The organism is Providencia vermicola, from assembly GCF_010748935.1.
In the GTDB taxonomy this organism is placed as follows: Bacteria; Pseudomonadota; Gammaproteobacteria; order Enterobacterales; family Enterobacteriaceae; genus Providencia; species Providencia zhejiangensis.
The window spans coordinates 3,871,342-3,891,319 of record NZ_CP048796.1 but is presented as its reverse complement, the minus strand read 5'-3'; the positions used below and the strand labels follow the sequence as shown (position 1 = coordinate 3,891,319).

Annotated in this window: 16 protein-coding genes and 3 pseudogenes; 5 read left to right on the top strand and 14 right to left on the bottom strand. The window is 42.5% G+C overall.

Features of this window, described 5'->3' with window-relative positions; translation table 11 throughout:
* Window positions 1-65: 65 nt before the first annotated feature.
* The 3 genes and pseudogenes from pyrI to G3341_RS17575 form a co-directional block, all read right to left on the bottom strand.
* Window positions 66-530, bottom strand: coding sequence for an aspartate carbamoyltransferase regulatory subunit (gene pyrI / locus G3341_RS17585; RefSeq protein WP_154624844.1), 465 nt, complete (start codon window positions 528-530; stop codon window positions 66-68).
* A gap of 13 nt (window positions 531-543) precedes the next feature.
* Window positions 544-1,479 (bottom strand): aspartate carbamoyltransferase, encoded by a 936-nt coding sequence (gene pyrB, locus G3341_RS17580; RefSeq protein WP_154624845.1) that lies wholly within the window; start codon window positions 1,477-1,479, stop codon window positions 544-546.
* Window positions 1,480-1,792: 313 nt separating this feature from the next.
* Window positions 1,793-1,981, bottom strand: a pseudogene (locus G3341_RS17575) (phosphonate ABC transporter permease); the annotation flags it as partial.
* Between the two features lie 38 nt (window positions 1,982-2,019).
* On the opposite strand from G3341_RS17575, the pseudogene G3341_RS17570 reads away from it, so the two are divergent.
* A pseudogene (locus tag G3341_RS17570) lies at window positions 2,020-2,226 on the top strand (HAD-IA family hydrolase); the annotation flags it as partial.
* Window positions 2,227-2,366: 140 nt separating this feature from the next.
* On the opposite strand, the gene argF reads toward G3341_RS17570, so the two are convergent.
* Window positions 2,367-3,392, bottom strand: coding sequence for an ornithine carbamoyltransferase (argF, locus tag G3341_RS17565; protein ID WP_163863178.1), 1,026 nt, complete (start codon window positions 3,390-3,392; stop codon window positions 2,367-2,369).
* Window positions 3,393-3,555: 163 nt separating this feature from the next.
* Between argF and rraB the strand changes: the two genes are divergently transcribed.
* Window positions 3,556-3,966, top strand: coding sequence for a ribonuclease E inhibitor RraB (gene rraB, locus G3341_RS17560; RefSeq protein ID WP_195848196.1), 411 nt, complete (start codon window positions 3,556-3,558; stop codon window positions 3,964-3,966).
* 196 nt (window positions 3,967-4,162) lie between these two features.
* On the opposite strand, the gene G3341_RS17555 is transcribed toward rraB, so the two are convergent.
* The 6 genes and pseudogenes from G3341_RS17555 to G3341_RS17530 all read right to left on the bottom strand — a co-directional run bounded on the left by G3341_RS17555 (window position 4,163) and on the right by G3341_RS17530 (window position 12,324).
* On the bottom strand, window positions 4,163-4,360 hold the full coding sequence (locus G3341_RS17555) for a heavy-metal-associated domain-containing protein (RefSeq protein ID WP_163863176.1): 198 nt from the start codon (window positions 4,358-4,360) through the stop codon (window positions 4,163-4,165).
* A 58-nt stretch (window positions 4,361-4,418) separates the two neighbouring features.
* The gene (gene cueR / locus G3341_RS17550; RefSeq protein WP_154624849.1) at window positions 4,419-4,883 is read right to left on the bottom strand and encodes a Cu(I)-responsive transcriptional regulator; all 465 of its coding nucleotides are present in this window, start codon (window positions 4,881-4,883) and stop codon (window positions 4,419-4,421) included.
* A gap of 44 nt (window positions 4,884-4,927) precedes the next feature.
* The gene (locus G3341_RS17545; protein ID WP_163863173.1) at window positions 4,928-5,197 is read right to left on the bottom strand and encodes a glutaredoxin family protein; all 270 of its coding nucleotides are present in this window, start codon (window positions 5,195-5,197) and stop codon (window positions 4,928-4,930) included.
* Between the two features lie 58 nt (window positions 5,198-5,255).
* Window positions 5,256-7,754 carry a heavy metal translocating P-type ATPase gene (locus tag G3341_RS17540; RefSeq protein WP_163863171.1) on the bottom strand — a complete coding sequence of 833 codons (2,499 nt, stop codon included), beginning with the start codon at window positions 7,752-7,754 and terminating at the stop codon, window positions 5,256-5,258.
* A 201-nt stretch (window positions 7,755-7,955) separates the two neighbouring features.
* Window positions 7,956-11,095: pseudogene (locus G3341_RS17535) on the bottom strand (efflux RND transporter permease subunit).
* Entirely contained in the window at window positions 11,095-12,324 is a 1,230-nt protein-coding gene (locus G3341_RS17530) for an efflux RND transporter periplasmic adaptor subunit (RefSeq protein ID WP_244316450.1), read from the bottom strand. The pseudogene G3341_RS17535 and the gene G3341_RS17530 overlap by 1 nt, the downstream one beginning before the upstream one ends.
* 286 nt (window positions 12,325-12,610) lie before the next feature.
* On the opposite strand from G3341_RS17530, the gene G3341_RS17525 reads away from it, so the two are divergent.
* The 3 genes from G3341_RS17525 (at window position 12,611) to G3341_RS17515 (ending at window position 13,899) form a co-directional block, all read left to right on the top strand.
* Window positions 12,611-12,901 (top strand): DUF1471 domain-containing protein, encoded by a 291-nt coding sequence (locus G3341_RS17525; RefSeq protein ID WP_244316449.1) that lies wholly within the window; start codon window positions 12,611-12,613, stop codon window positions 12,899-12,901.
* A 29-nt stretch (window positions 12,902-12,930) separates the two neighbouring features.
* Window positions 12,931-13,290: a helix-turn-helix domain-containing protein gene (locus tag G3341_RS17520; RefSeq protein ID WP_154624855.1), complete on the top strand. Its 360-nt coding sequence runs from the start codon at window positions 12,931-12,933 to the stop codon at window positions 13,288-13,290.
* A gap of 210 nt (window positions 13,291-13,500) precedes the next feature.
* Window positions 13,501-13,899, top strand: coding sequence for a MerR family transcriptional regulator (locus tag G3341_RS17515; RefSeq protein ID WP_154624856.1), 399 nt, complete (start codon window positions 13,501-13,503; stop codon window positions 13,897-13,899).
* A gap of 52 nt (window positions 13,900-13,951) precedes the next feature.
* On the opposite strand, the gene G3341_RS17510 is transcribed toward G3341_RS17515, so the two are convergent.
* From G3341_RS17510 to pepA, 4 genes are all read right to left on the bottom strand, one after another.
* A complete protein-coding gene (locus tag G3341_RS17510; RefSeq protein WP_004915956.1) occupies window positions 13,952-14,452 on the bottom strand; it encodes a GNAT family N-acetyltransferase in 501 nt (166 codons plus the stop codon).
* 304 nt (window positions 14,453-14,756) lie between these two features.
* A complete protein-coding gene (locus tag G3341_RS17505) occupies window positions 14,757-17,651 on the bottom strand; it encodes a valine--tRNA ligase (protein ID WP_163863168.1) in 2,895 nt (964 codons plus the stop codon).
* Window positions 17,652-17,664: 13 nt separating this feature from the next.
* On the bottom strand, window positions 17,665-18,114 hold the full coding sequence (locus tag G3341_RS17500; protein WP_154624858.1) for a DNA polymerase III subunit chi: 450 nt from the start codon (window positions 18,112-18,114) through the stop codon (window positions 17,665-17,667).
* 243 nt (window positions 18,115-18,357) lie between these two features.
* The gene (pepA, locus tag G3341_RS17495; RefSeq protein ID WP_154624859.1) at window positions 18,358-19,869 is read right to left on the bottom strand and encodes a leucyl aminopeptidase; all 1,512 of its coding nucleotides are present in this window, start codon (window positions 19,867-19,869) and stop codon (window positions 18,358-18,360) included.
* Window positions 19,870-19,978: the final 109 nt, after the last annotated feature.

The window sequence follows — 19,978 nt, the reverse complement described above, 5'->3', positions numbered from 1 at the left end:
ATAGATGAAACATAGTATAAAGCTTTGCTATTCACATACAAAGTCGCAGTCTACGTTTATCTTGTTTACTGATTATTGATCACGGCGTCTCTATCGAACTCTTTTTCACAGAATTTACAGGTTAATGCAACTTCTTTGCCGACTTTTTTCACTCTAAAGCTGCTGGAGACTGGCTCATTATGGCTAATGCAGTTACTGTTTGGACAAATCAGCACATTGTCGATATGTTCCGGTAATCTTAGCTCCAGCTTTTCTACGACTTGGTAGTCCTCAATACGATTGACGGTTGCTTCTGGCGCATACATCGCTAATTGGTTGGCTTGCTCTGGCGTTAAAAAAGTATTTTCAATTTTGATTAAATCTTTTTTACCTAAATTATTCGAAGGCAAATTTAAACCGATAGTAATTCGTTCATCAGTTAATGTCAGTTTAAACAGGCTCAGCAATTTGAAACCAATTTGAGCAGGAATGTGGTCGATGACAGTGCCGCAGCTTATCGCTTCAACTTGTAATTTATGGTCGTGTGTCATGATGGGTTTCTCCTCAGATGGCCAATTCTTTATTTAAAACCAGTGACAGTAAGGCTTGTCTTGCATATATGCCATTGCCTGCTTGTTGGAAGTAGTAAGCATAAGGTGTTTTATCAACATCGACACTGATTTCATCAATGCGCGGTAATGGATGTAATACTTTCAAGTTAGGTTTTGCAACATGCAGATCTGCTGCTCGCAGTACAAATTGTGCTTTGACATTGGCATATTCTGAAGGGTCTAAACGCTCTTTTTGTACTCGAGTCATGTAGAGAATATCGAGTTCAGGCAAGACTTCATCAATATTGTTATGCAGGCTGTATGTAGAACCTTTTTCTTCAAGTAGGTGAAGAATATGCACAGGCATCGATAGGGCTTCCGGAGCGATGAAGTAAAAATGATTGCCCTCGAACTTAGACAGCGCTTGCGTGAGAGAATGCACGGTTCTGCCATATTTTAAGTCACCGACCATGGCCACTTGCAAGTTTTCAAGGCGGCCTTGTGTTTCTTGAATAGTAAATAAATCCAATAGCGTTTGTGTTGGATGCTGATTTGAACCATCACCCGCATTGATAACGGGAATATTGCCTGAAAATTGGCTAGCTAAACGTGCGGCACCTTCTTGTGGATGGCGCATCACAATGGCATCCACATATTGGCTAATGACCGAAATAGTATCGGCGAGCGTTTCACCTTTTTTACCTAACGAAGTGTTCGAACTGTCAGAAAATCCGACAACAGATGCCCCTAAGCGATGAATGGCTGTTTCAAAGGATAAACGCGTACGGGTCGATGCCTCGAAGAAACAACTGGCGATAACTTTATGTTTTAGAAATTCAGGTTGTGGTTGTTGTTTTAAAGAAGCGGCAACCTTGAGCACGAGCTCAAGATCGGCGCGATCTAAATCATTAATTGAAATTATATCGCGATGGTATAAAGGGTTCGGCATCGTTGTTCTCCTGTGTCAGCAAGACGTGTTAGGTGATAGGCCAAAAAAAAGCCCCTCAATGAGGGGCTTTTCTTGAAATACGGAGGGGAAAAACAGGCTGTCCAGACCGCCAGAAGGCAGTGCAATGGAGGTGTTCTTTGAAACAAATAGAGCAACAGCGTTCATGGTTTCTCCCAGCAAATTGTGGCGCATTATACGCGTGTCTCCTCTCGACGCAAGCGTTTGCATACAGAAAAATAAATTTTTTTACTGGTATGCTGATATTCCTTTTTTGTTATTTTGTATAAAAATAATAAAATCAGAGAGCTATTCATTATTGGCTAAGTCGCTTAGCGATCCTCTCTAATTTGACCATTAACAAAAGCGTCACGCTGACTAACACAATGGTGAGTGCGGCACCATCGGCAATATTTCCTCTATCCGTTAAACTGAAAATTGACACAGGCAGTGTTGCCCAACCAGGGGGATACAGCATCATGGTTGCACCTCGCTCCCCTAAGCTGAATGCTACATTTTCAATATCAGGTGAAATACGGGCTTGTTGGCCTCGCTTTATCAGGGAATGAGTTTGGTAAAACATGGGATGAATATCAACGCATGTCAGCCGATGACGTTGCGCATTTGCGTCAGCAAGCCGCCAATAAGTTATTTGCCGCAGGTGCGCACTATGTTATTGATACATTAGCTGATCTACCTGACCTCATAGAGAAGATAAATGTGCGACTGGCTAATGGCGAAAGACCCTAAGTGGCCGTATCGCTTATAGGTTGAGTTCGAATCTGTACAATATTGTGGCGCCTATTATCTCGATGCCTATTAGTAGGCACCACAGCTTCAAATACAGATTCGAATACAGCTTCAAATAAGTGCCGACCTAATCTATACAATTAAATGATACCACTCGGTAATTCAGGTGCTAATGTTGCAACCATTACCGCTTTTATTGTATGCAAGCGGTTTTCCGCTTCATCGAAAACAATACTGTATGGAGATTCAAAAACCTCTTCAGTGACTTCCAGTCCACCCCACAGATTAAACTCTTGGGCAAGTTGAGAGCCGAGCGTTGTATCTTCGTTATGAAATGCGGGTAAACAATGTAGGAATTTAACATCAGGGTTACCGGTTAACTGAATCGTATCCATATTCACTTGATACGGTTTAAGCAAATGAATCCGTTCGGCCCAAACCGCTTTTGCTTCCCCCATTGACACCCAAACATCGGTATACAGGAAATCAGCATCTTTAACACCTTCTGCAACATTTTCAGTGAGCGTGATTTTTCCTCCTGTTTTCAACGCTGCTTTTTGACAAATTTCAACGAGTTCTGCTTCTGGCCAACAACTTTTTGGTGCGACTAAACGAACATCCATGCCTGTGAGCGCCGCAGCCTCTAACATGGAATTTCCCATGTTGTTACGAGCATCGCCTAAATAAGCAAATTTGATCTCTGAAAGAGGTTTGTTTGGTTGATGTTCTTGGATGGTCAGTAGGTCGGCCAATAACTGTGTGGGATGGAATTCATTTGTTAATCCATTCCATACAGGCACTCCCGAATGCGCAGCTAAAGTTTCAACCGTTGATTGACTAAAACCCCGATATTGGATCCCATCATACATCCGTCCTAAAACCCTTGCGGTATCTTTCATGGTTTCTTTGTGACCAATTTGGCTACCTGAAGGGCCTAAGTAAGTGACTCTTGCACCTTGGTCAAAAGCACCGACTTCAAAGGCGCAGCGTGTACGAGTAGAATCTTTTTCAAAAATAAGGGCGATGTTTTTGCCTGTGAGCAGTGGGGTTTCGAGTCCGGCTTTCTTTTGTGCTTTTAACCAAGCTGATAGTTTTAATAATGAATGAATTTCGTTGGGTGTAAAATCAAGTAACCTAAGAAAATGCTTTTTATAGAAGGGGTTCATAAAATGCAGCCTTTTGTGATTGAATTAATATTCAATTTATATTCATAAAAATTCAAAATCAACCCCTGTAAGAAAAGAAATTATTCATTCAGGTATGGTGTCACTGGCAGCCCTATGGGAGAATGGCCCAGAGACTAGCGATAATGAAAAAAGAGGTGTGGATATGGTGGATAAAGCTGAATTAGAGGCTCAATACGAAGAAACTCGTCTAATTATAGAAGAATTACTGGAAGATGGCAGTGATCCTGATGCATTGTATGCAATTGAACACCATTTCTCTGCTGATAATTTTGAATTATTAGAAAAAGCAGCCGTAGAAGCTTTTAAATTAGGTTATGAAGTCACTGATGCGGAAGAGTTGGAAGTTGAAAACGGTGTGACGCTGATGTGCTGTGATGTGATTAGTGAGAGTGCATTAAACGCAGAGCTGATAGATGCTCAAGTTGAACAACTGATGAAATTGGCTGAAAAACTCGGAATCAACTATGACGGCTGGGGAACTTATTTCGAAGATCCTGATGCTGAATATGATGATGAAGAAGGTGATGACGACGAAGGTGATCGAATCCACTAATTCAATAAGCTAAGATTCAACTCCCTATGTGCCTGCTCTTGTAAAATCAACAAAAGCAGGCATTTTGCTATCAACAGTCACTAAAATCGTTAACGTAGTAGGCGTGAAAGGGCCATTAAAGAAGGTATCGTCGATAAATGTCTTAGTAGAACGTCGACTACACATTTATTCGCCTGATATCTGCTCTTATCACTGATTATTCTGGATCTGCTGGATATCCCGCCGTACTGAGGGCTGTACGGAAAATACTTTCTTCCATATTGCTGGTGATCTGCACTTTTTTTGTTGAGGGATCGGCGTCCACTTGCGCATTGTCATCAATATCCAAAATGATTTTTGTGATTGATTTAGCGCAGCCGCCACATGCCATTTTCGGTATTGTAAGACTTATCATTTTTCTAACTCCTATGATTAACATTATGATAAATATAAAGCTTTACCCTATTGGAAGGTCAATCAGTTTTTACTGAATGCGCGGGAAAATTGCCAAACAGCCCCTTTTTGACCTCTTGGGTTTCAAGGTATTCATGTGAATTAACTAAATTTTCAATAATCGGGCAATCAGGATCATCATTACCATGGCAGTGTCGAGTGAGAGCTTCAAGCGTATTTGCGATACCTTGCAGCTCATGAATCTTTCTTTTTAATTCAGAAAGGTGTGTTAGTGCCATATTTTTAACATCGGCGCTAGCACGCTCTCTATTGCGCCATAGGCACAATAAAACTGAAATCTGCTCGGTTGAGAAACCTAGCGAACGCGCACGGCGAATAAGATTCAGGCTATTAACGTCCAATTGGTTGTAATAGCGATACCCTGCGGTTGTGCGCTTTGCTTTGGGGAGCAAGCCCGTCTGTTCGTAATAACGGATCATTTTTGCTGAGATACCAGAAAGTTTGGCTGCTTGACCAATATTCATTATTTTATCTCCTCAACAATCGGATACTTTAAGAAATAAAATAGCTAGTTCTTTGTTGTCGCTTGTTTAAGAATCGCCATAATGCTCGGTTTTTGCGATGAAAAAGTGCCATAAAAGATATGCTCACCAATGAGGGTAATCGGTGCGACGCGTACACCCGTTCGAGCTTTGGCTTCTGCCATTATTTGCGGGTCTGTCAGGTCGCGCTCTTCAAATGAGAGTTGTTCTTTCACCAACCACTCTTTGAGCAATTTGCAGTCAGGGCACGTTGGTGTGGTATAAATCAGAATTGGCGGTTGTGGTGTGAGCGTCATCGTGATCTCCTTTTTACGGATATAGCCAGACTTAATACAGTCTGGCTATTAAAATGATTTATTGAGTGGCGCTATCTTTCATTGGTGCTTGAAAGCGTTTTAGGCGTAAGGCATTACCCAATACGAAGACACTGGAAAGTGCCATTGCTGCCGCAGCCAGAATAGGTGAAAGCAGGGTACCGTTAATTGGATAGAGCAAGCCTGCTGCCACAGGGATCAATAGCGCATTGTAAGCAAAGGCCCAAAACAGGTTCTGTTTGATGTTGCGGATAGTTGCTTGGCTTAATGCAATTGCATCGACAACACCACGTAGATCCCCAGACATCAATACAACATCCGCAGCTTCAATAGCGACATCTGTTCCTGTACCGATTGCTAATCCAACATCGGCTTCGGCAAGTGCAGGTGCATCGTTAATTCCATCGCCAACAAACGCGACTTTATTGTGATTACGACGAAACTGTTTTAAAGCTGCAACCTTACCATCTGGCAAGACTTCCGCTGCCACTTCATCAATGCCAAGCTGTTTAGCGATAGCAGCGGCTGTCGCAGCATTATCACCGGTGATCATTGCTACTCTTAACCCTAAAGCGTGTAATGCATTGATAGCTTCTGGCGTTGTTTCTTTAATTGGGTCAGCAACGGCGATAATTGCTGCTAACCGTCCATCAATAGCCGCGTAGAGTGGACTTTTTCCTTGTTCACCTAGGCGTTGCGCAGATTGCTGGAAGTGACTCACATCCAATCCAAGCTGTTTCATAAAGCGATCGGCACCAACAGAGATGGCACGACCACTGACTTTTGCCGAGATACCAAATCCTGGAACGGCTTCAAACTCTTCTATAGCCGCCAGTGCAAGACCTTTGTCGTTTGCAGCAGTCACAATCGCTTCAGCTATCGGATGTTCAGAGCGCGTTTCGATGGCAGCAACTAAGGACAAAACCTCATCATATTCAAAGCCGTCAGCTGGGATCAGGTCAGTGAGTTCTGGACGACCTTTCGTTAATGTTCCGGTTTTATCAAGAGCGACGACTGTTACATCACGCAGCGCTTGTAAGGCTTCACCTTTGCGAAATAGAACACCTAATTCAGCAGCTCGTCCAGTACCGACCATAATTGAGGTTGGTGTTGCCAGCCCCATCGCACATGGACATGCGATAATTAAAACAGCAACAGCATTAATCAGTGCAAAGGTTAGTGCTGGATCTGGACCAAAAATAAGCCAAATGAAGAAGGTGATCACCGCGCCTGTCATCACCGCAGGAACAAACCACATCGTCACCTTATCAACTAATGCTTGAATAGGTAGTTTTGAGCCTTGCGCTTCTTCTACTAAACGAATGATCTGAGCTAATACGGTGTTCGAACCAATTTTAGTCACTCGGAAACTAAAGGCGCCTGTTTTATTGATGGTGCCCCCAACAACCTCAGAGCCTATTTCTTTGGATACAGGTACAGGTTCACCGGTGATCATGCTTTCATCAACATAAGAAGCCCCTTCAATGACTTCACCATCAACAGGGATTTTCTCGCCTGGGCGCACAAAAACGATATCATTTGTCATGACCTGATCCAGCGGGATCTCAATCATTTTCCCATCACGTTCTACACGGGCCGTTTTAGCTTGTAGCCCAACAAGACGTTTGATGGCTTGGGAGGTTTTGCCTTTTGCGCGGGCTTCTAATGTACGACCGAGCAGAATTAAGGTCACAATAACGACGGCCGCTTCAAAGTATACATTCGCCGTCCCGACAGGCAGCACCTGTGGTATAAAGGTGGCCACCACAGAATAGCCATAGGCAGCGGCTGTACCGACAGCGACAAGTGAGTTCATATCAGGCGCTGCACGTAATAGTGCCGGAACCCCTTTTTGGAAAAACCGTAAACCAGGGCCGAATAGTACAATGGTCGCGAAGACAAATTGGATATACCAATTGAGTTGTTGTCCAAGGTTCTCCGATACCCAATGATGAATACCTAGAATAAAGTGTGAACCCATTTCAATAATAAATACTGGCAATGTGAATATTGCAGCAGTAAATAATGCACGCCGTAGCGAACGCTCTTCATTCTCACGACGTTCATTGGCTTGATCATTCGCATTAGTCGTTGTTTCTGACAGACGACGAGGTTTATAACCAGCTTGCACTATCGCGGCTTCGAGATCATCGATAGTGACAGCGCCGGAGAAATGGCGAATGCGGGCGCGTTCTGTTGCCAAGTTAACAGTCGCTTCAATAACGCCGGGGATTTGTGATAATGCTTTCTCAACGCGACCAACACAAGATGCACAGGTCATCTCTTCAATCGCTAATTCAGTTGTCTCTTCACGGACTTTATAACCTGAACTCTCTATTGCACGAACAGCCGCAGCCGGATCAGCTTGGCCTTTGAACGTGATGTCTGCACGCTCAGTTGTTAAATTCACGGTTGCCGTTTCAATATTCGTGACAGCGTTTAATGCTTTTTCAACACGACCAACACAGGATGCACAGGTCATGCCTTCTACTGGTAAACTCAGCCTATTAACGGAAGAGTGAGATATATTCGTTGTCATGGACTTACCCTCTTGGATTTCTTCATTACGTAAAGACTAACGTTTACCTTAAGGGGAAGGTCAAGAATTATTTTGAATTATTGTATAGATTGATAATGATTATTTGTACTCTATTGTTTTATAGATGTTTTTTTGTGTTGAAAAAGTGGTTCACTAAACTATCCCTGTTTAGTGAACCATTTATTAGCGATAAAGAGTTTGTTAGGCTGATTTTTTAGACGTTAGTTTTCGTATCGCCATATAAAATACAGGCGTTAATAGTAAGCCGAAGAAAGTGACGCCTAACATGCCAAAGAAGACGGCGATCCCCACTGCTTGCCGCATTTCAGAACCTGCTCCAGTCGCTAAGACCAGTGGAATAACTCCTGCAATAAAGGCAAAGGATGTCATTAAAATAGGGCGTAATCGAAGGTGTGACGCTTCCAAGACGGCCGTTAGCGGATCTTTTTCTTGTTTCTCTTGGGCTATTGCGAACTCAACAATCAAAATAGCATTTTTCGCCGCAAGGCCTACCAGCACAATAAAGGCAATTTGCGTGAAAATATTATTATCACCACCCAGTAACCAGACTCCCGTCATAGCTGAAAGCAGCGCCATTGGGGCGATTAATAATACAGAGAACGGTAACGACCAGCTGTTGTATTGAGCAGCGAGTATTAAGAATGCAAATAGCACCGCTAATGGGAAAATATAGAGTGCAGAGTTACCCGCTAATTGTTCTTGGTAGGTTAAATCCGTCCATTCAAAATCCATTCCTTCTGGTAATGTTTCACGTAAGATTTTTTCCATTGCGTCAGTTGCTTGGCCAGAGGTATAACCTGGGGCTGCATTGCCAGTGATATCAACTGAAGGATAGCCATTATAGTGGATCACGCGATCTGGACCATTGGTACGCGTAATAGTGACTAATGCACTGAGTGGGATCATCTCTCCATGTTGGTTGCGAACGTTGATCAGTTCAATATCCTTTGGATCCATTCTAAATGGTGTATCCGCTTGAACAATAACCCGATAAGTGCGGCCAAAACGATTGAAATCATTGACGTAGAGAGAACCTAAATTGATTTGTAAGGCATCAAAGATATCGGTAAGTGTTACGCCTTGAGATTTCGCTTTTTCCCGATCAATATCCACATCGATTTGTGGAGAATTAGTTTGAAAACTTGCCATCATCCCTGTTAATTCAGGTGTTTGCATCGCTTTCATGAGAACTTGCTCTTGCACTTGTGCTAAAGCCTCAAAACCTAGATCCGCCCTATCTTCAATTTGCACCTTAAAGCCGCCCATTGAACCTAATCCCGGAACAGGGGGAGGTGGAAATATGCCTACAAATCCATCGGGTATTTGGCTGAATTTTTTCATCAAACGATCTGCAATGGCGTTCGCAGAGAGGGAGGGATCCGTGCGTTCATCAAAAGGTTTGAGCATAGCAAACATGAGGGCCGAGTTAGGTAAATTAACAGGCCCATTCACAGAGAGTCCTGGGAATGCGACTACGTTTTCAACGCCAGGCTCCATGAGAGCAAGACGTGACATCTCTTTGACGACCTCTTCGGTACGATCAAGAGAGGAACCCGGAGGTAATTGAGCAACCCCGATTAAATAGTATTTATCTTGTGCGGGAACAAAACCATTAGGAACCACTTTAAAACCTAATGCGGTTAGTCCAACAAACCCCAGATACAATACAAAAATAATCAGACTTCCTCGGATACAACGTCGGACTATCTGAACGTATTTGTTAGACAAGGTATTAAAGAAGACATTAAATTTTGCAAAAAGGCGGCTAAATATTACGTTGATAACGCGAGTCAGCCAGTCTGCTTTTACGTTTTTACCCTGTGGTTTGAGTAAAATTGCACTAAGGGCGGGAGATAACGTCAGTGAGTTAATCGCTGAAATAATGGTTGAAATGACGATGGTGAGTGAAAATTGACGATAAAACTCCCCTTGTAAACCAGATAAAAATGCGGTGGGGATAAAAACAGCGGCGAGAACTGAGGTAATAGCCAGTATTGGCCCCGTAACTTCATCCATTGCCTTAAATGCAGCTTCTTTTGGGGTTAAGCCATCCGAGATGTGCCTTTCAACGTTTTCAACCACGACAATTGCGTCATCGACAACGATTCCTATGGAAATAACTAAACCAAATAACGATAACGTATTGAGTGAAAAACCAAAGAGATACATAAAGGCAAATGTACCAATTAAAGATACTGGTACTGCCACCAATGGAATAATAGAGGCACGCCAGCTTTGTAAAAATAAAACCACAACCAGTACCACTAATACAGTTGCTTCAAGCAGCGTGATGGCAACAGACTTTAAAGATGCGCTCACAAATATGGTGGGATCATAGGCAATTTTGTAATCGATTCCGTCGATAAAGTTAGTTTGCAAACGGGCCATGGTTTCTCTGACGGATTCGGCGACTTCTAATGCATTCGCGCCCGGACTCATGACAATTTGTAGTCCGACGGCATTTTGCCCATTTAGTAAGCTACGAAGTGAATAATTATCAGCGCCTAGCTCCAATCTAGCGACATCTCTTAAATAAGTTGCCTGCCCATCTTTTCCGGAATGAATAATAATATTACCGAATTGCTCCTCAGTTGTGAGTCGACCGAGTGCATTTATACTGATTTGAAACGATGATGTTGAATTGGGTTGTTGTCCAATAGAACCTGTGGCGACTTGGACATTTTGTTCTTGGATAGCCGCAACAATATCATTTGCAGTTAATCCTAAGGCGGCTATTTTGGTTGGATCAATCCATGCTCGCATCGCATATTCACCTTCTCCCCACACTAACGCACTGAAACACCGGGTAACCTTGCGATTTCATCACGTACATTCAGTAACGCATAGTTAGACACAAACAGAGGGTCGTAAACATTATTCGGCGAATACATATGAACAACCATTAACACATCAGGAGATGTTTTTTCTGTGGTGACACCAATTTGCTGTACTTCTTGAGGTAAGCGAGGGATAACCCGTGATACTAAGTTTTGCACTTGGATCTGAGCGATATCAGGATCCACATCTTGCCTAAAAGAGATGGTGAGGACCATTTTTCCATCAGTTGACATCTGCGAACTCATATAGAGCATGCCTTCGACGCCATTGACCGCTTGCTCGATGGGAGAAGCCACCGTATCCGCAATCACTTTGGGTGTTGCCCCAGGATAACTCGCAATAACTTGAACTGTCGGTGGCGTTACCGACGGATATTCGCTAAGCGGCAGTTTATAGAAACTTAATATCCCCGCTATTAATATAAATATTGATAGCACCATAGCGAAAATAGGGCGCTGTATAAAGAAATGGGGAAACTTCATTATTGTTTCTCCTCAACTTTATTGGCTGTGGTCTGTTTGTTATTTGTCGTTGATGGTGTTGTTTCTGCTGCTGGTGTGGACTGCATAGCTACAGGTGCGACTTCCATCCCCGGTCTGACCAAACCTTTAATAATAATTTTCTCACCCGCAACTAAACCGTGATTAATGACTCTGAGACCATCAACCATGGCACCTAATTCGACAGGGCGGTATTCTGCTTTATTATTTTTATCGAGAACTAAGACATAGTTTTGGCCTTGATTAGAACCTATGGCTTGGTCATCAATTAAAATAGAAGGACTTTTTTCTCCAATAGGCAGTTGTGCACGAATAAATGCACCGGGGATCAGCTTGCCATCTTTATTATCGATAACTGCTCTAACTTTCACCGTGCCGGTCGTTCGTTCGATTTGGTTACCAATAAAATTAAGATTGCCAATATAGGGTGTGCTCTTGTTATTTGGTAACGTTATGGTCACGGGAGGCAAGGATACATCGGTATTTTTTATCGACGATGAATATAAATCTGTTAATTTATGGAAAGTAGCTTCATCAATATCAAAATAAGCATATATTGGATCAATGGACACTACCGTCGTTAAGCGAGTGGCTTCATTTGTCTCGCCACCAGTCACTAAATTGCCTTCCGTTATTAACGCTCTATCAACTCGACCTGCAATGGGCGAGTGAATTTTGGTATAGGATAAATTTAATTTAGCGGATGCTACAGCGGCTTTGGCTGATTTCACTTGTGCGTTATTTGCGGTGAGTATAGCAAGTGCGTCGTCATAATCTTTACGGGAAACCGCGCCTTTATTAATCAACCCTTTAAGGCGTTGGTAATTTCGATTGGCTTGCGCGGCTAAAGCCTCTGCTTGGCTTAATTTCCCCTCCGCTTCAAGTAGCGCTATTTGAAAAGGTTGGGGGTCGATTTGAAAGAGTAAATCTCCTTTTTTAACCCGTTGTCCTTCAGGTATGTCGACTGAATTAATACGTCCGCCAACGCGGGGGCGAACATCAACGGTTTTTGGGGAGGCGAGATAACCAGTAAATTCAGCAGAAGGGATAATGTGTCGTTGAATAACTTCCGCGACAGGAACTTTAGGCAGCATAGCAGAATTCGCGGCTGCTGATTTATTATCATTATTTGTCTCTTGTGCGATAGCTAGGTCGCTTATACTCATCGCTACAATAAATGCAGCATATATTCCGATTTTCATTTTTATCATAAACCTTACCTAATTATTGATCTCGTTGTTAGCTTTAACGTTAAATAAAAAATGTTTTGGCAGGGTAAAGGTTACAGTAGTTGTAAGGTCAACTTTTAAATACGATAAAGGTTGATTTAGTGATAAAGATGAATTTATTGTTAATTAAATCAATTCTGATATTGGGTTTTAATGATTAAAGAAAAGTCTGCTATGTAAAGTTAAAATAAACTATTGACCTTGTATCTACTTTAAGGTTTTTAATGATTGTCATTAATTTAAATACATAGAGAAATAAGGATTAATGATGAAGAAAATAACATTTTTATTGGCTTTAAGTTTATTAAGTTATCAAAGCTTAGCATCAAGTGATACGTCGAATACTCAACCTGTATTACCTCACATCACGGAAACCAACGCTTCAGAAGAACCTGATAAAAAAATTTTGTTTTCAATGACTTTTATTGGTGATGCGAGTTTGTCATCAATCGAAAAACAGGCACAGGAGATGGCTAAAAAACGAGGAGCAAGTCACTATAAAATTATTGGAGCAAGTGGCGAAAATCAACTTAGAGGTCATGTGACATTTTATCAATAACGCTATTTGTTTTAGTCAGGAGGTGAGTAATGAGCCATCACACCATTAGAGAAAATGTAATACAAGATATTCTTTTGTGGATCGATATGAATGTGGATAAGCCATTACAAATAGAAGAAATCTCTAACCGTGCAGGCTATTCAAAGTGGTATTTTCAACGTGTTTTTAAAAATACGGTTGGTGTAAGTTTAGGACAGTATCTGTTAATCAGGAGGTTACTAAGAGTCTCCACGGATTTGAAAGAAACCAACGATAAGATTATTGATATCGCTTTCAGGTATGGCTTTGATGGTCAACAAGGGCTAACAAGAGCCTTTAAACGAAAGCTAAAAGTGACGCCTGGCAAATATAGGAAAGAAACGATGCTAAGATATCATACATCTTATTAATCAATATCTTTTATAAACGTAGGTATAGAATACGCTTATGGGCAAATTCTATACCTAAAACAGTCGCAACAGAAAATGAAAACTCACATCTAATAAGGTATTGAATAAACAAAATAAATAAAATTGTTTTTTTCTTGACCTTGCAATGGTGGTAAGGATTAACATGAAAAAAACTTAAAATGATCTGTATCTGTTTTTAGGTGGTAAATAATGAAAATAGGTGAAGTATCAAAACTATTTAATATTCCAAGAGAGACGATTCGTTTCTATGAAAAAGAGGGATTGATTATTCCTCCTAATAGAAATGACAATAACTATCGAAGCTATAGTGAAAAGCATATTCAACGACTCAGGTTTATAAAGAATTGCCGTAGTCTTAATATGTCTCATCGTGAAATAAAAACATTATTAGATTTGGTTGATAATAATAGTGATGATTGCCAATTAGTTGAAGCCGTGATCAATACTCATTTACTGAATGTTCGAAAGAATATTGAGAAACTCACTCATTTAGAGCGAGAGCTGGTTATTTTACAAGATCACAGCGATGAAATAGATTCTCGGCATAAATGTGGAATAATAAAAAACTTATTATCGAAAAAGCGTTAAGCGATAAGACAAATAAGGATAGCGTATTTGGCTATCCTTATAGAGACGGCGATTATAACGCTTTTAACATCCGAATTTCACAATCGCTGTGGCCTGTATTTCCAAGTGGCTCATCAATAAACTCAAAGCCTAATTTCTCATACAGTTTAATAGCGGCTTGTAAGTCTGCTGTTGTTTCAAGATAACAGCGTGTATAGCCTTGTGCTTTAGCAAACTCTAATGACATTAATACAATCTGCTTTGCCACTCCCTTGCCTCTTAGTACAGAGGATAGGTACATTTTTTGTAGTTCGGCAGTTTCATTATCACCACCGGCCAGTTGTGATATACCACCACCACCGACAATTTTACCGTCCATCTCAACCACCCAGTATGCACTGCGGGGTTTGCTATAAACTTCATACAGTGTATCTAAAATAGGATCCGCAACTGCAAAGCCTTTATCGGCGGTTAAACCATGCTCTGCTGAAACTTCACGAATAACGGCAGCAATACCTGCATTATCTTTTTGTTCAATTAAACGGATCGTGTGGGTTGTTGTATTTGTTGTCATGAGAGACTCTCTTTATTTATTGTTTTGTACTACTCAGTGAGAGAGAACCAGAAGGGAACTTCAATCTGAGATCTGCGAACGCAGCCAGCTAATGATAATCGATTAATTACGATGGGTATAGATCTGTAATACATTCCTATGATGTATTAATTTATGCTTATACGTAGTTATTCGCATGATTTGTTTACGGAAGGTTGACTCCGCTATCGCTGGTGGCCTGCCTCTAATTATGCCGAGCTGTAAAAAAAGAAAAGCCCTTATTGGCTAACCAATAAGGGCTTAGGCTAGGTTGCACAAGGAAAAATTACAGTGATGCGATAGTCACTTTCTGTGCTTCTAACTTACCTTTCGCTTCAATATTCGCGGCTAAACGCTCACGTTCTTTTTCAACGACAGCTGCTGGCGCACGGCTAACAAAACCTTCATTTGCCAGTTTGCTTTCAATTGAGTCAATTTCTTTGATGACTTTCTCTAGCTCTTTGTCCAAACGGGCTAGCTCAGCATCTTTGTCGATTAAGCCAGCCATAGGGATCAACAGTTCGGTACCACTCACTAGCTTAGTTACAGAAACGGGGGCTTCTTCACTATCAGCCAAGACGGTGATACTGGCGAGGCGAGCCATGGACTTAATAAAATTTTCATTTTCAGCAACGCGACGTTTGGCATCCTGCGATGCACTACGCAATAAGACATCCAGAGGTTTACCCGGCGAGATATTCATTTCTGCACGAATATTACGTACCGCAATGATAGCTTCTTTGATCCACTCCAAGTCACTTAATGCCAGCTCATCGACCTTCTCGGCATTAAATTCTGGGAAGGGTTGTAGCATGATGGTATCAGCATCAATGCCTTTTACCACTTTTACACGTTGCCAGATGGTTTCCGTGATAAATGGAATAATTGGATGAGCTAGACGCAGTAATGCTTCCAGTACTTCAATTAATGTGAAGCGTGCTGCACGGGCCTGTGCTTCGTTGCCTTTATGAACCGCTGGTTTAGAAAGCTCTAAATACCAGTCACAGAATTCGTTCCAAGTGAAGTCGTACAGAATACCTGCCGCGATATCATAACGATGCGTATCTAGCGCTTCACGATATGCTTTAATTGTTTGGTTGAATTGAGCCATGATCCAGCGATCTGCCAGAGAGAAGCTCATTTCACCGCCATTCTGACCACAGTCTTGGTTTTCTGTGTTCATGAGTACGAAACGGCTCGCATTCCACAATTTATTACAGAAGTTACGATAGCCAGACAGACGTTTCATATCCCAGTTGATATCGCGTCCCGTAGAAGCAAGAGCCGCTAAGGTGAAACGTAATGCATCTGTACCATGTGCCTCGATACCGTTTGGATACTCTTTACGCGTACGCTTAGCAATTTTTTCAGCCAGCTGTGGCTGCATCATGTTGCCAGTACGTTTTTCCAATAGGTCTTCGAGCGAAATACCGTCGATCATATCCAATGGGTCGATAACGTTCCCTTTGGATTTAGACATTTTTTGTCCTTCTTCATCGCGGATGAGGCCTGTCATATAAACCGTTTTGAACGGTACTTGAGGGACGCCGTTTTCGTCTTTGATGAAATGCATGGTCAACATGATCATGCGGGCAATCCAGAAGAAGATAATATCGAAACCACTTACCAACACATCTGTTGGGTGGAACGTTTTTAAAGCTTCAGTATTTTCAGGCCAGCCTAATGTTGAGAAAGTCCACAGACCAGAAGAGAACCAAGTATCGAGAACGTCGTCGTCTTGACGTAAGGCAACGTCTGTACCAAGGTTGTTTTCACGACGAACTTCATCTTCATCACGACCAACGTAAACATTGCCTTTATCGTCATACCATGCAGGAATACGATGTCCCCACCAGAGTTGGCGAGAAATACACCAGTCTTGGATATCACGCATCCAAGAGTAGTACATGTTTTCATATTGGCGTGGTACGAATTGAATGCGACCATCTTCAACGGCTTTGATCGCATTTTCAGCGAGAGGTTTAGTGCGAACATACCATTGGTCAGTTAGCATGGGTTCGATAACGACACCACCACGGTCACCATAAGGTACCGTCAAGTCGTGAGGCTTAACTTCAACCAGTAAACCGAGCTGTTCAAATTCCGCGACAAGGGCTTTACGGGCCGCAAAACGTTCCATGCCACGGTATGCTTCAGGAAGTTCGCTACTATACGCAGTGGAAGGATTGCCATGAGTATCGAAAACTTCAGCTTCGTGGCGCACGTTACCATCTAAATCCATCATGTTAATCATGATCAATTGATGACGTTTGCCCACTTCATAGTCATTGAAATCATGAGCTGGCGTGATTTTTACGCACCCCGTGCCTTTTTCCATATCGGCATGTTCATCACCAACGATTGGAATACGGCGGTTAACTATCGGAAGAATAATTTCTTTACCGATTAAATCCTTATAACGTGGATCTTCTGGGTTAACAGCAACCCCTGTATCCCCAAGCATCGTTTCCGGACGTGTTGTAGCAACAACGAGGTAATCTTTCCCTTCAGCTGTTTTTACGCCGTCAGCGAGTGGATAGCGCAGATGCCACATGGAACCTTTTATTTCACGGTTTTCCACTTCGAGATCAGAAATAGCGGTATGCAGTTTTGGATCCCAGTTAACTAGGCGTTTACCACGATAGATCAAGTTATCTTTATAGAGACGAACGAACGCTTCTTTAACGGCTTTCGATAAGCCTTCATCCATAGTAAAACGTTCACGTTCCCAATCAACAGAGTCACCTAAACGACGCATCTGTTGTGAAATTGTGCCGCCAGACTCTGCTTTCCACTGCCAAATTTTGTCGATAAATGCATCACGGCCATAATCATGACGAGTTTTATTCTCTTCAGCCGCGATTTTACGCTCAACAACCATCTGAGTCGCGATACCAGCATGGTCAGTGCCCGTTTGCCATAGCGTATTTTTACCTTGCATACGCTGGTAACGGATCATGGTATCCATGATAGTTTGCTGGAAAGCATGCCCCATATGTAGGCTACCCGTCACGTTTGGTGGCGGGATAACGACACAGAAACTGTCTTTACTGGTATCACCATTTGGTTTGAAATAGCCGCTTTTTTCCCAATGAGCATAACGTGATTGCTCAATTTCAGCAGGATTATAAGTTTTATCTAGCGAAGGCTCAGCAATCGCATTATCTGGTTTTTTATCCATTTTTATATCGTATTCAGTTAGTTGGCGGCGTCGCCATAGTCAAATTGAAGCCGACGCTACGGTAAACCTTATACCGTTCACGCGCCAACTGTTTTAAAGTTTCATCAATAGGCACAAAGTCTATCACTTCATGGAATGCGGTGGCAAAGTCTGCAAACTGAGTTTGAAGATTGATCAGTACATCGCGTTGAGCATTACCTCGTTTTCCTGGCCAGCAAATTTCAATGGGCGCGCCATAACGGGGGCCTTCACCTGCAAGATTATGAGGAACAAACTGATGAGGATCCCTTTGCCACAGAGCTTCATCCAATTTTTCGGCTTGTTCGGCACTTTCACACGCGATTAAAACTCGTTTACTATTACGCCACATTTGCGCCGCAAGCTCGCAAGCAAGCCATTCATGGGCCTCAAGCTCAACTTGTGGTGATGGTTTTTCAAGCAAATAAAAGGTGGCGTTTTTCATCTCTTTCTTTATGGAATAGAAATATTTATGCAAAAAGGGTATTGCGACAGGCAATACCCTGAAATGAAGTTGGGTGCTATTTTAACGTATAGCACACCATAGTGCTATATACTCATCATACTTCCAGTGGCAACGTTATGGGTGGCATTGATTAGCAACCCGTTCCCCTTGAAATATTTAGCGTATAGACCCTAAACGTCAAGTGACAGCATGGTTGGCTGTCACTTGACGCATTATAGAGTATTACTCGTCACCATTTAGGCCAGCGCGGTTCAGTAAAAACTGTGACAGCATTGATACAGGGCGACCGGTTGCCCCTTTCGCTTTACCTGAACGCCATGCGGTACCTGCGATGTCTAAATGCGCCCAATTATATTTAGTGGCAAAGCGAGCCAAGAAGCAACCTGCGGTAATCGCACCCGCTGGTCGACCACCAGTATTCGCTAAATCAGCAAAATTGGAGCTGATTTGCTCATAATAATCATCGGCTAATGGTAAACGCCATGCACGGTCACCTGCTTGTTCAGAAGCATTGAGCAACTCGTGAGCCAGAGGGTTATGGTTAGACATCAAACCGGTATAGTGGCTACCTAATGCGATGACACAAGCACCGGTCAGTGTTGCGACGTCGATAACCAAATCAGGCTCGAAACGCTCGACATAAGTCAGCGTATCACACAGTACTAAACGCCCTTCAGCATCGGTATTCAGTACTTCCACTGTTTGCCCTGACATCGTGGTAAGAATATCGCCAGGGCGATAAGCTCGGCCACCCGGCATGTTTTCACAGCCAGCAAGTACCCCAATGACATTGATTGGTAACTGTAATTCAGTGATAAAACGCATTACACCATAAACAGTTGCAGCACCGCACATGTCATATTTCATCTCATCCATACTATCGGCAGGTTTGATAGAAATACCGCCAGAGTCAAATGTGAGACCCTTACCGACGAGGACAATAGGTCTCGCTTCAGGATCCGGATTCCCTTTGTACTCCATGATAGACATGAGTGACTCATTTTGTGAGCCTTGACCAACAGCCAGATAGGCATTCATGCCTAACTCTTTCATTTGCTCTTCACCGATGACACGCGTGGTGAGCCTATTTTCAGAAATGTCTGCCAGCTGACGAGCTTGGGAGGCTAAATAAGCTGCATTACAGATATTGGGTGGCATATTGCTGAGGTCTTTCGCTGCCTTAACGCCTGATGCAATTGCTAGCCCATGAGAGATAGCACGTTCACCACTGGTTAATTCACGACGTGTTGGTACATTGAAAACCAATTTACGCAGTGGACGGCGATGCTCAGTTTTATTACTCTTTAACTGATCAAAGACGTAAAGAGATTCTTTAGCCGTTTCAACGGCTTGACGTACTTTCCAGTAATTATTACGGCCTTTAACATGTAATTCAGTTAAGAAACAAACCGCTTCCATTGAGCCTGTTTCATTCAGGGTGCTGATTGTTTTCTGAATGATTTGTTTGAATTGACGTTCATCTAGCTCACGCTCTTTACCGCAGCCAATGAGTAGAATACGTTCAGACAGGATATTTGGCACATGATGGAGTAGTAGGGATTGCCCTACTTTACCTTCAAGTTCCCCGCGGCGCAGCAGGGCGCTGATATATCCGTCGCTTATTTTGTCCAGCTGTTCAGCTATAGGGGACAGACGGCGTGGTTCGAAGACTCCGACAACGATACATGCGCTACGTTGTTTTTCCGGGCTGCCACTTTTTACACTAAACTCCATGCGTTCTCCTGAATCTTAAAGACAAAGGCCCATGCTCCCGCTAAAATTAGCGTTACCGCATAATCTACCTCATAGAGAATGAACTCTTTATGTTAAACTGAGCAGATAT

Bases quoted from the DNA above. Each gene is read 5' to 3' on its own strand.
- pyrI (WP_154624844.1), bottom strand. From the start codon at position 530: ATGACACACGACCATAAATTACAAGTTGAAGCGATAAGCTGCGGCACT.
- pyrB (WP_154624845.1), bottom strand. From the start codon at position 1,479: ATGCCGAACCCTTTATACCATCGCGATATAATTTCAATTAATGATTTA.
- argF (WP_163863178.1), bottom strand. From the start codon at position 3,392: ATGAACCCCTTCTATAAAAAGCATTTTCTTAGGTTACTTGATTTTACA.
- rraB (WP_195848196.1), top strand. From the start codon at position 3,556: ATGGTGGATAAAGCTGAATTAGAGGCTCAATACGAAGAAACTCGTCTA.
- G3341_RS17555 (WP_163863176.1), bottom strand. From the start codon at position 4,360: ATGATAAGTCTTACAATACCGAAAATGGCATGTGGCGGCTGCGCTAAA.
- cueR (WP_154624849.1), bottom strand. From the start codon at position 4,883: ATGAATATTGGTCAAGCAGCCAAACTTTCTGGTATCTCAGCAAAAATG.
- G3341_RS17545 (WP_163863173.1), bottom strand. From the start codon at position 5,197: ATGACGCTCACACCACAACCGCCAATTCTGATTTATACCACACCAACG.
- G3341_RS17540 (WP_163863171.1), bottom strand. From the start codon at position 7,754: ATGACAACGAATATATCTCACTCTTCCGTTAATAGGCTGAGTTTACCA.
- G3341_RS17530 (WP_244316450.1), bottom strand. From the start codon at position 12,324: ATGATAAAAATGAAAATCGGAATATATGCTGCATTTATTGTAGCGATG.
- G3341_RS17525 (WP_244316449.1), top strand. From the start codon at position 12,611: ATGAAGAAAATAACATTTTTATTGGCTTTAAGTTTATTAAGTTATCAA.
- G3341_RS17520 (WP_154624855.1), top strand. From the start codon at position 12,931: ATGAGCCATCACACCATTAGAGAAAATGTAATACAAGATATTCTTTTG.
- G3341_RS17515 (WP_154624856.1), top strand. From the start codon at position 13,501: ATGAAAATAGGTGAAGTATCAAAACTATTTAATATTCCAAGAGAGACG.
- G3341_RS17510 (WP_004915956.1), bottom strand. From the start codon at position 14,452: ATGACAACAAATACAACAACCCACACGATCCGTTTAATTGAACAAAAA.
- G3341_RS17505 (WP_163863168.1), bottom strand. From the start codon at position 17,651: ATGGATAAAAAACCAGATAATGCGATTGCTGAGCCTTCGCTAGATAAA.
- G3341_RS17500 (WP_154624858.1), bottom strand. From the start codon at position 18,114: ATGAAAAACGCCACCTTTTATTTGCTTGAAAAACCATCACCACAAGTT.
- pepA (WP_154624859.1), bottom strand. From the start codon at position 19,869: ATGGAGTTTAGTGTAAAAAGTGGCAGCCCGGAAAAACAACGTAGCGCA.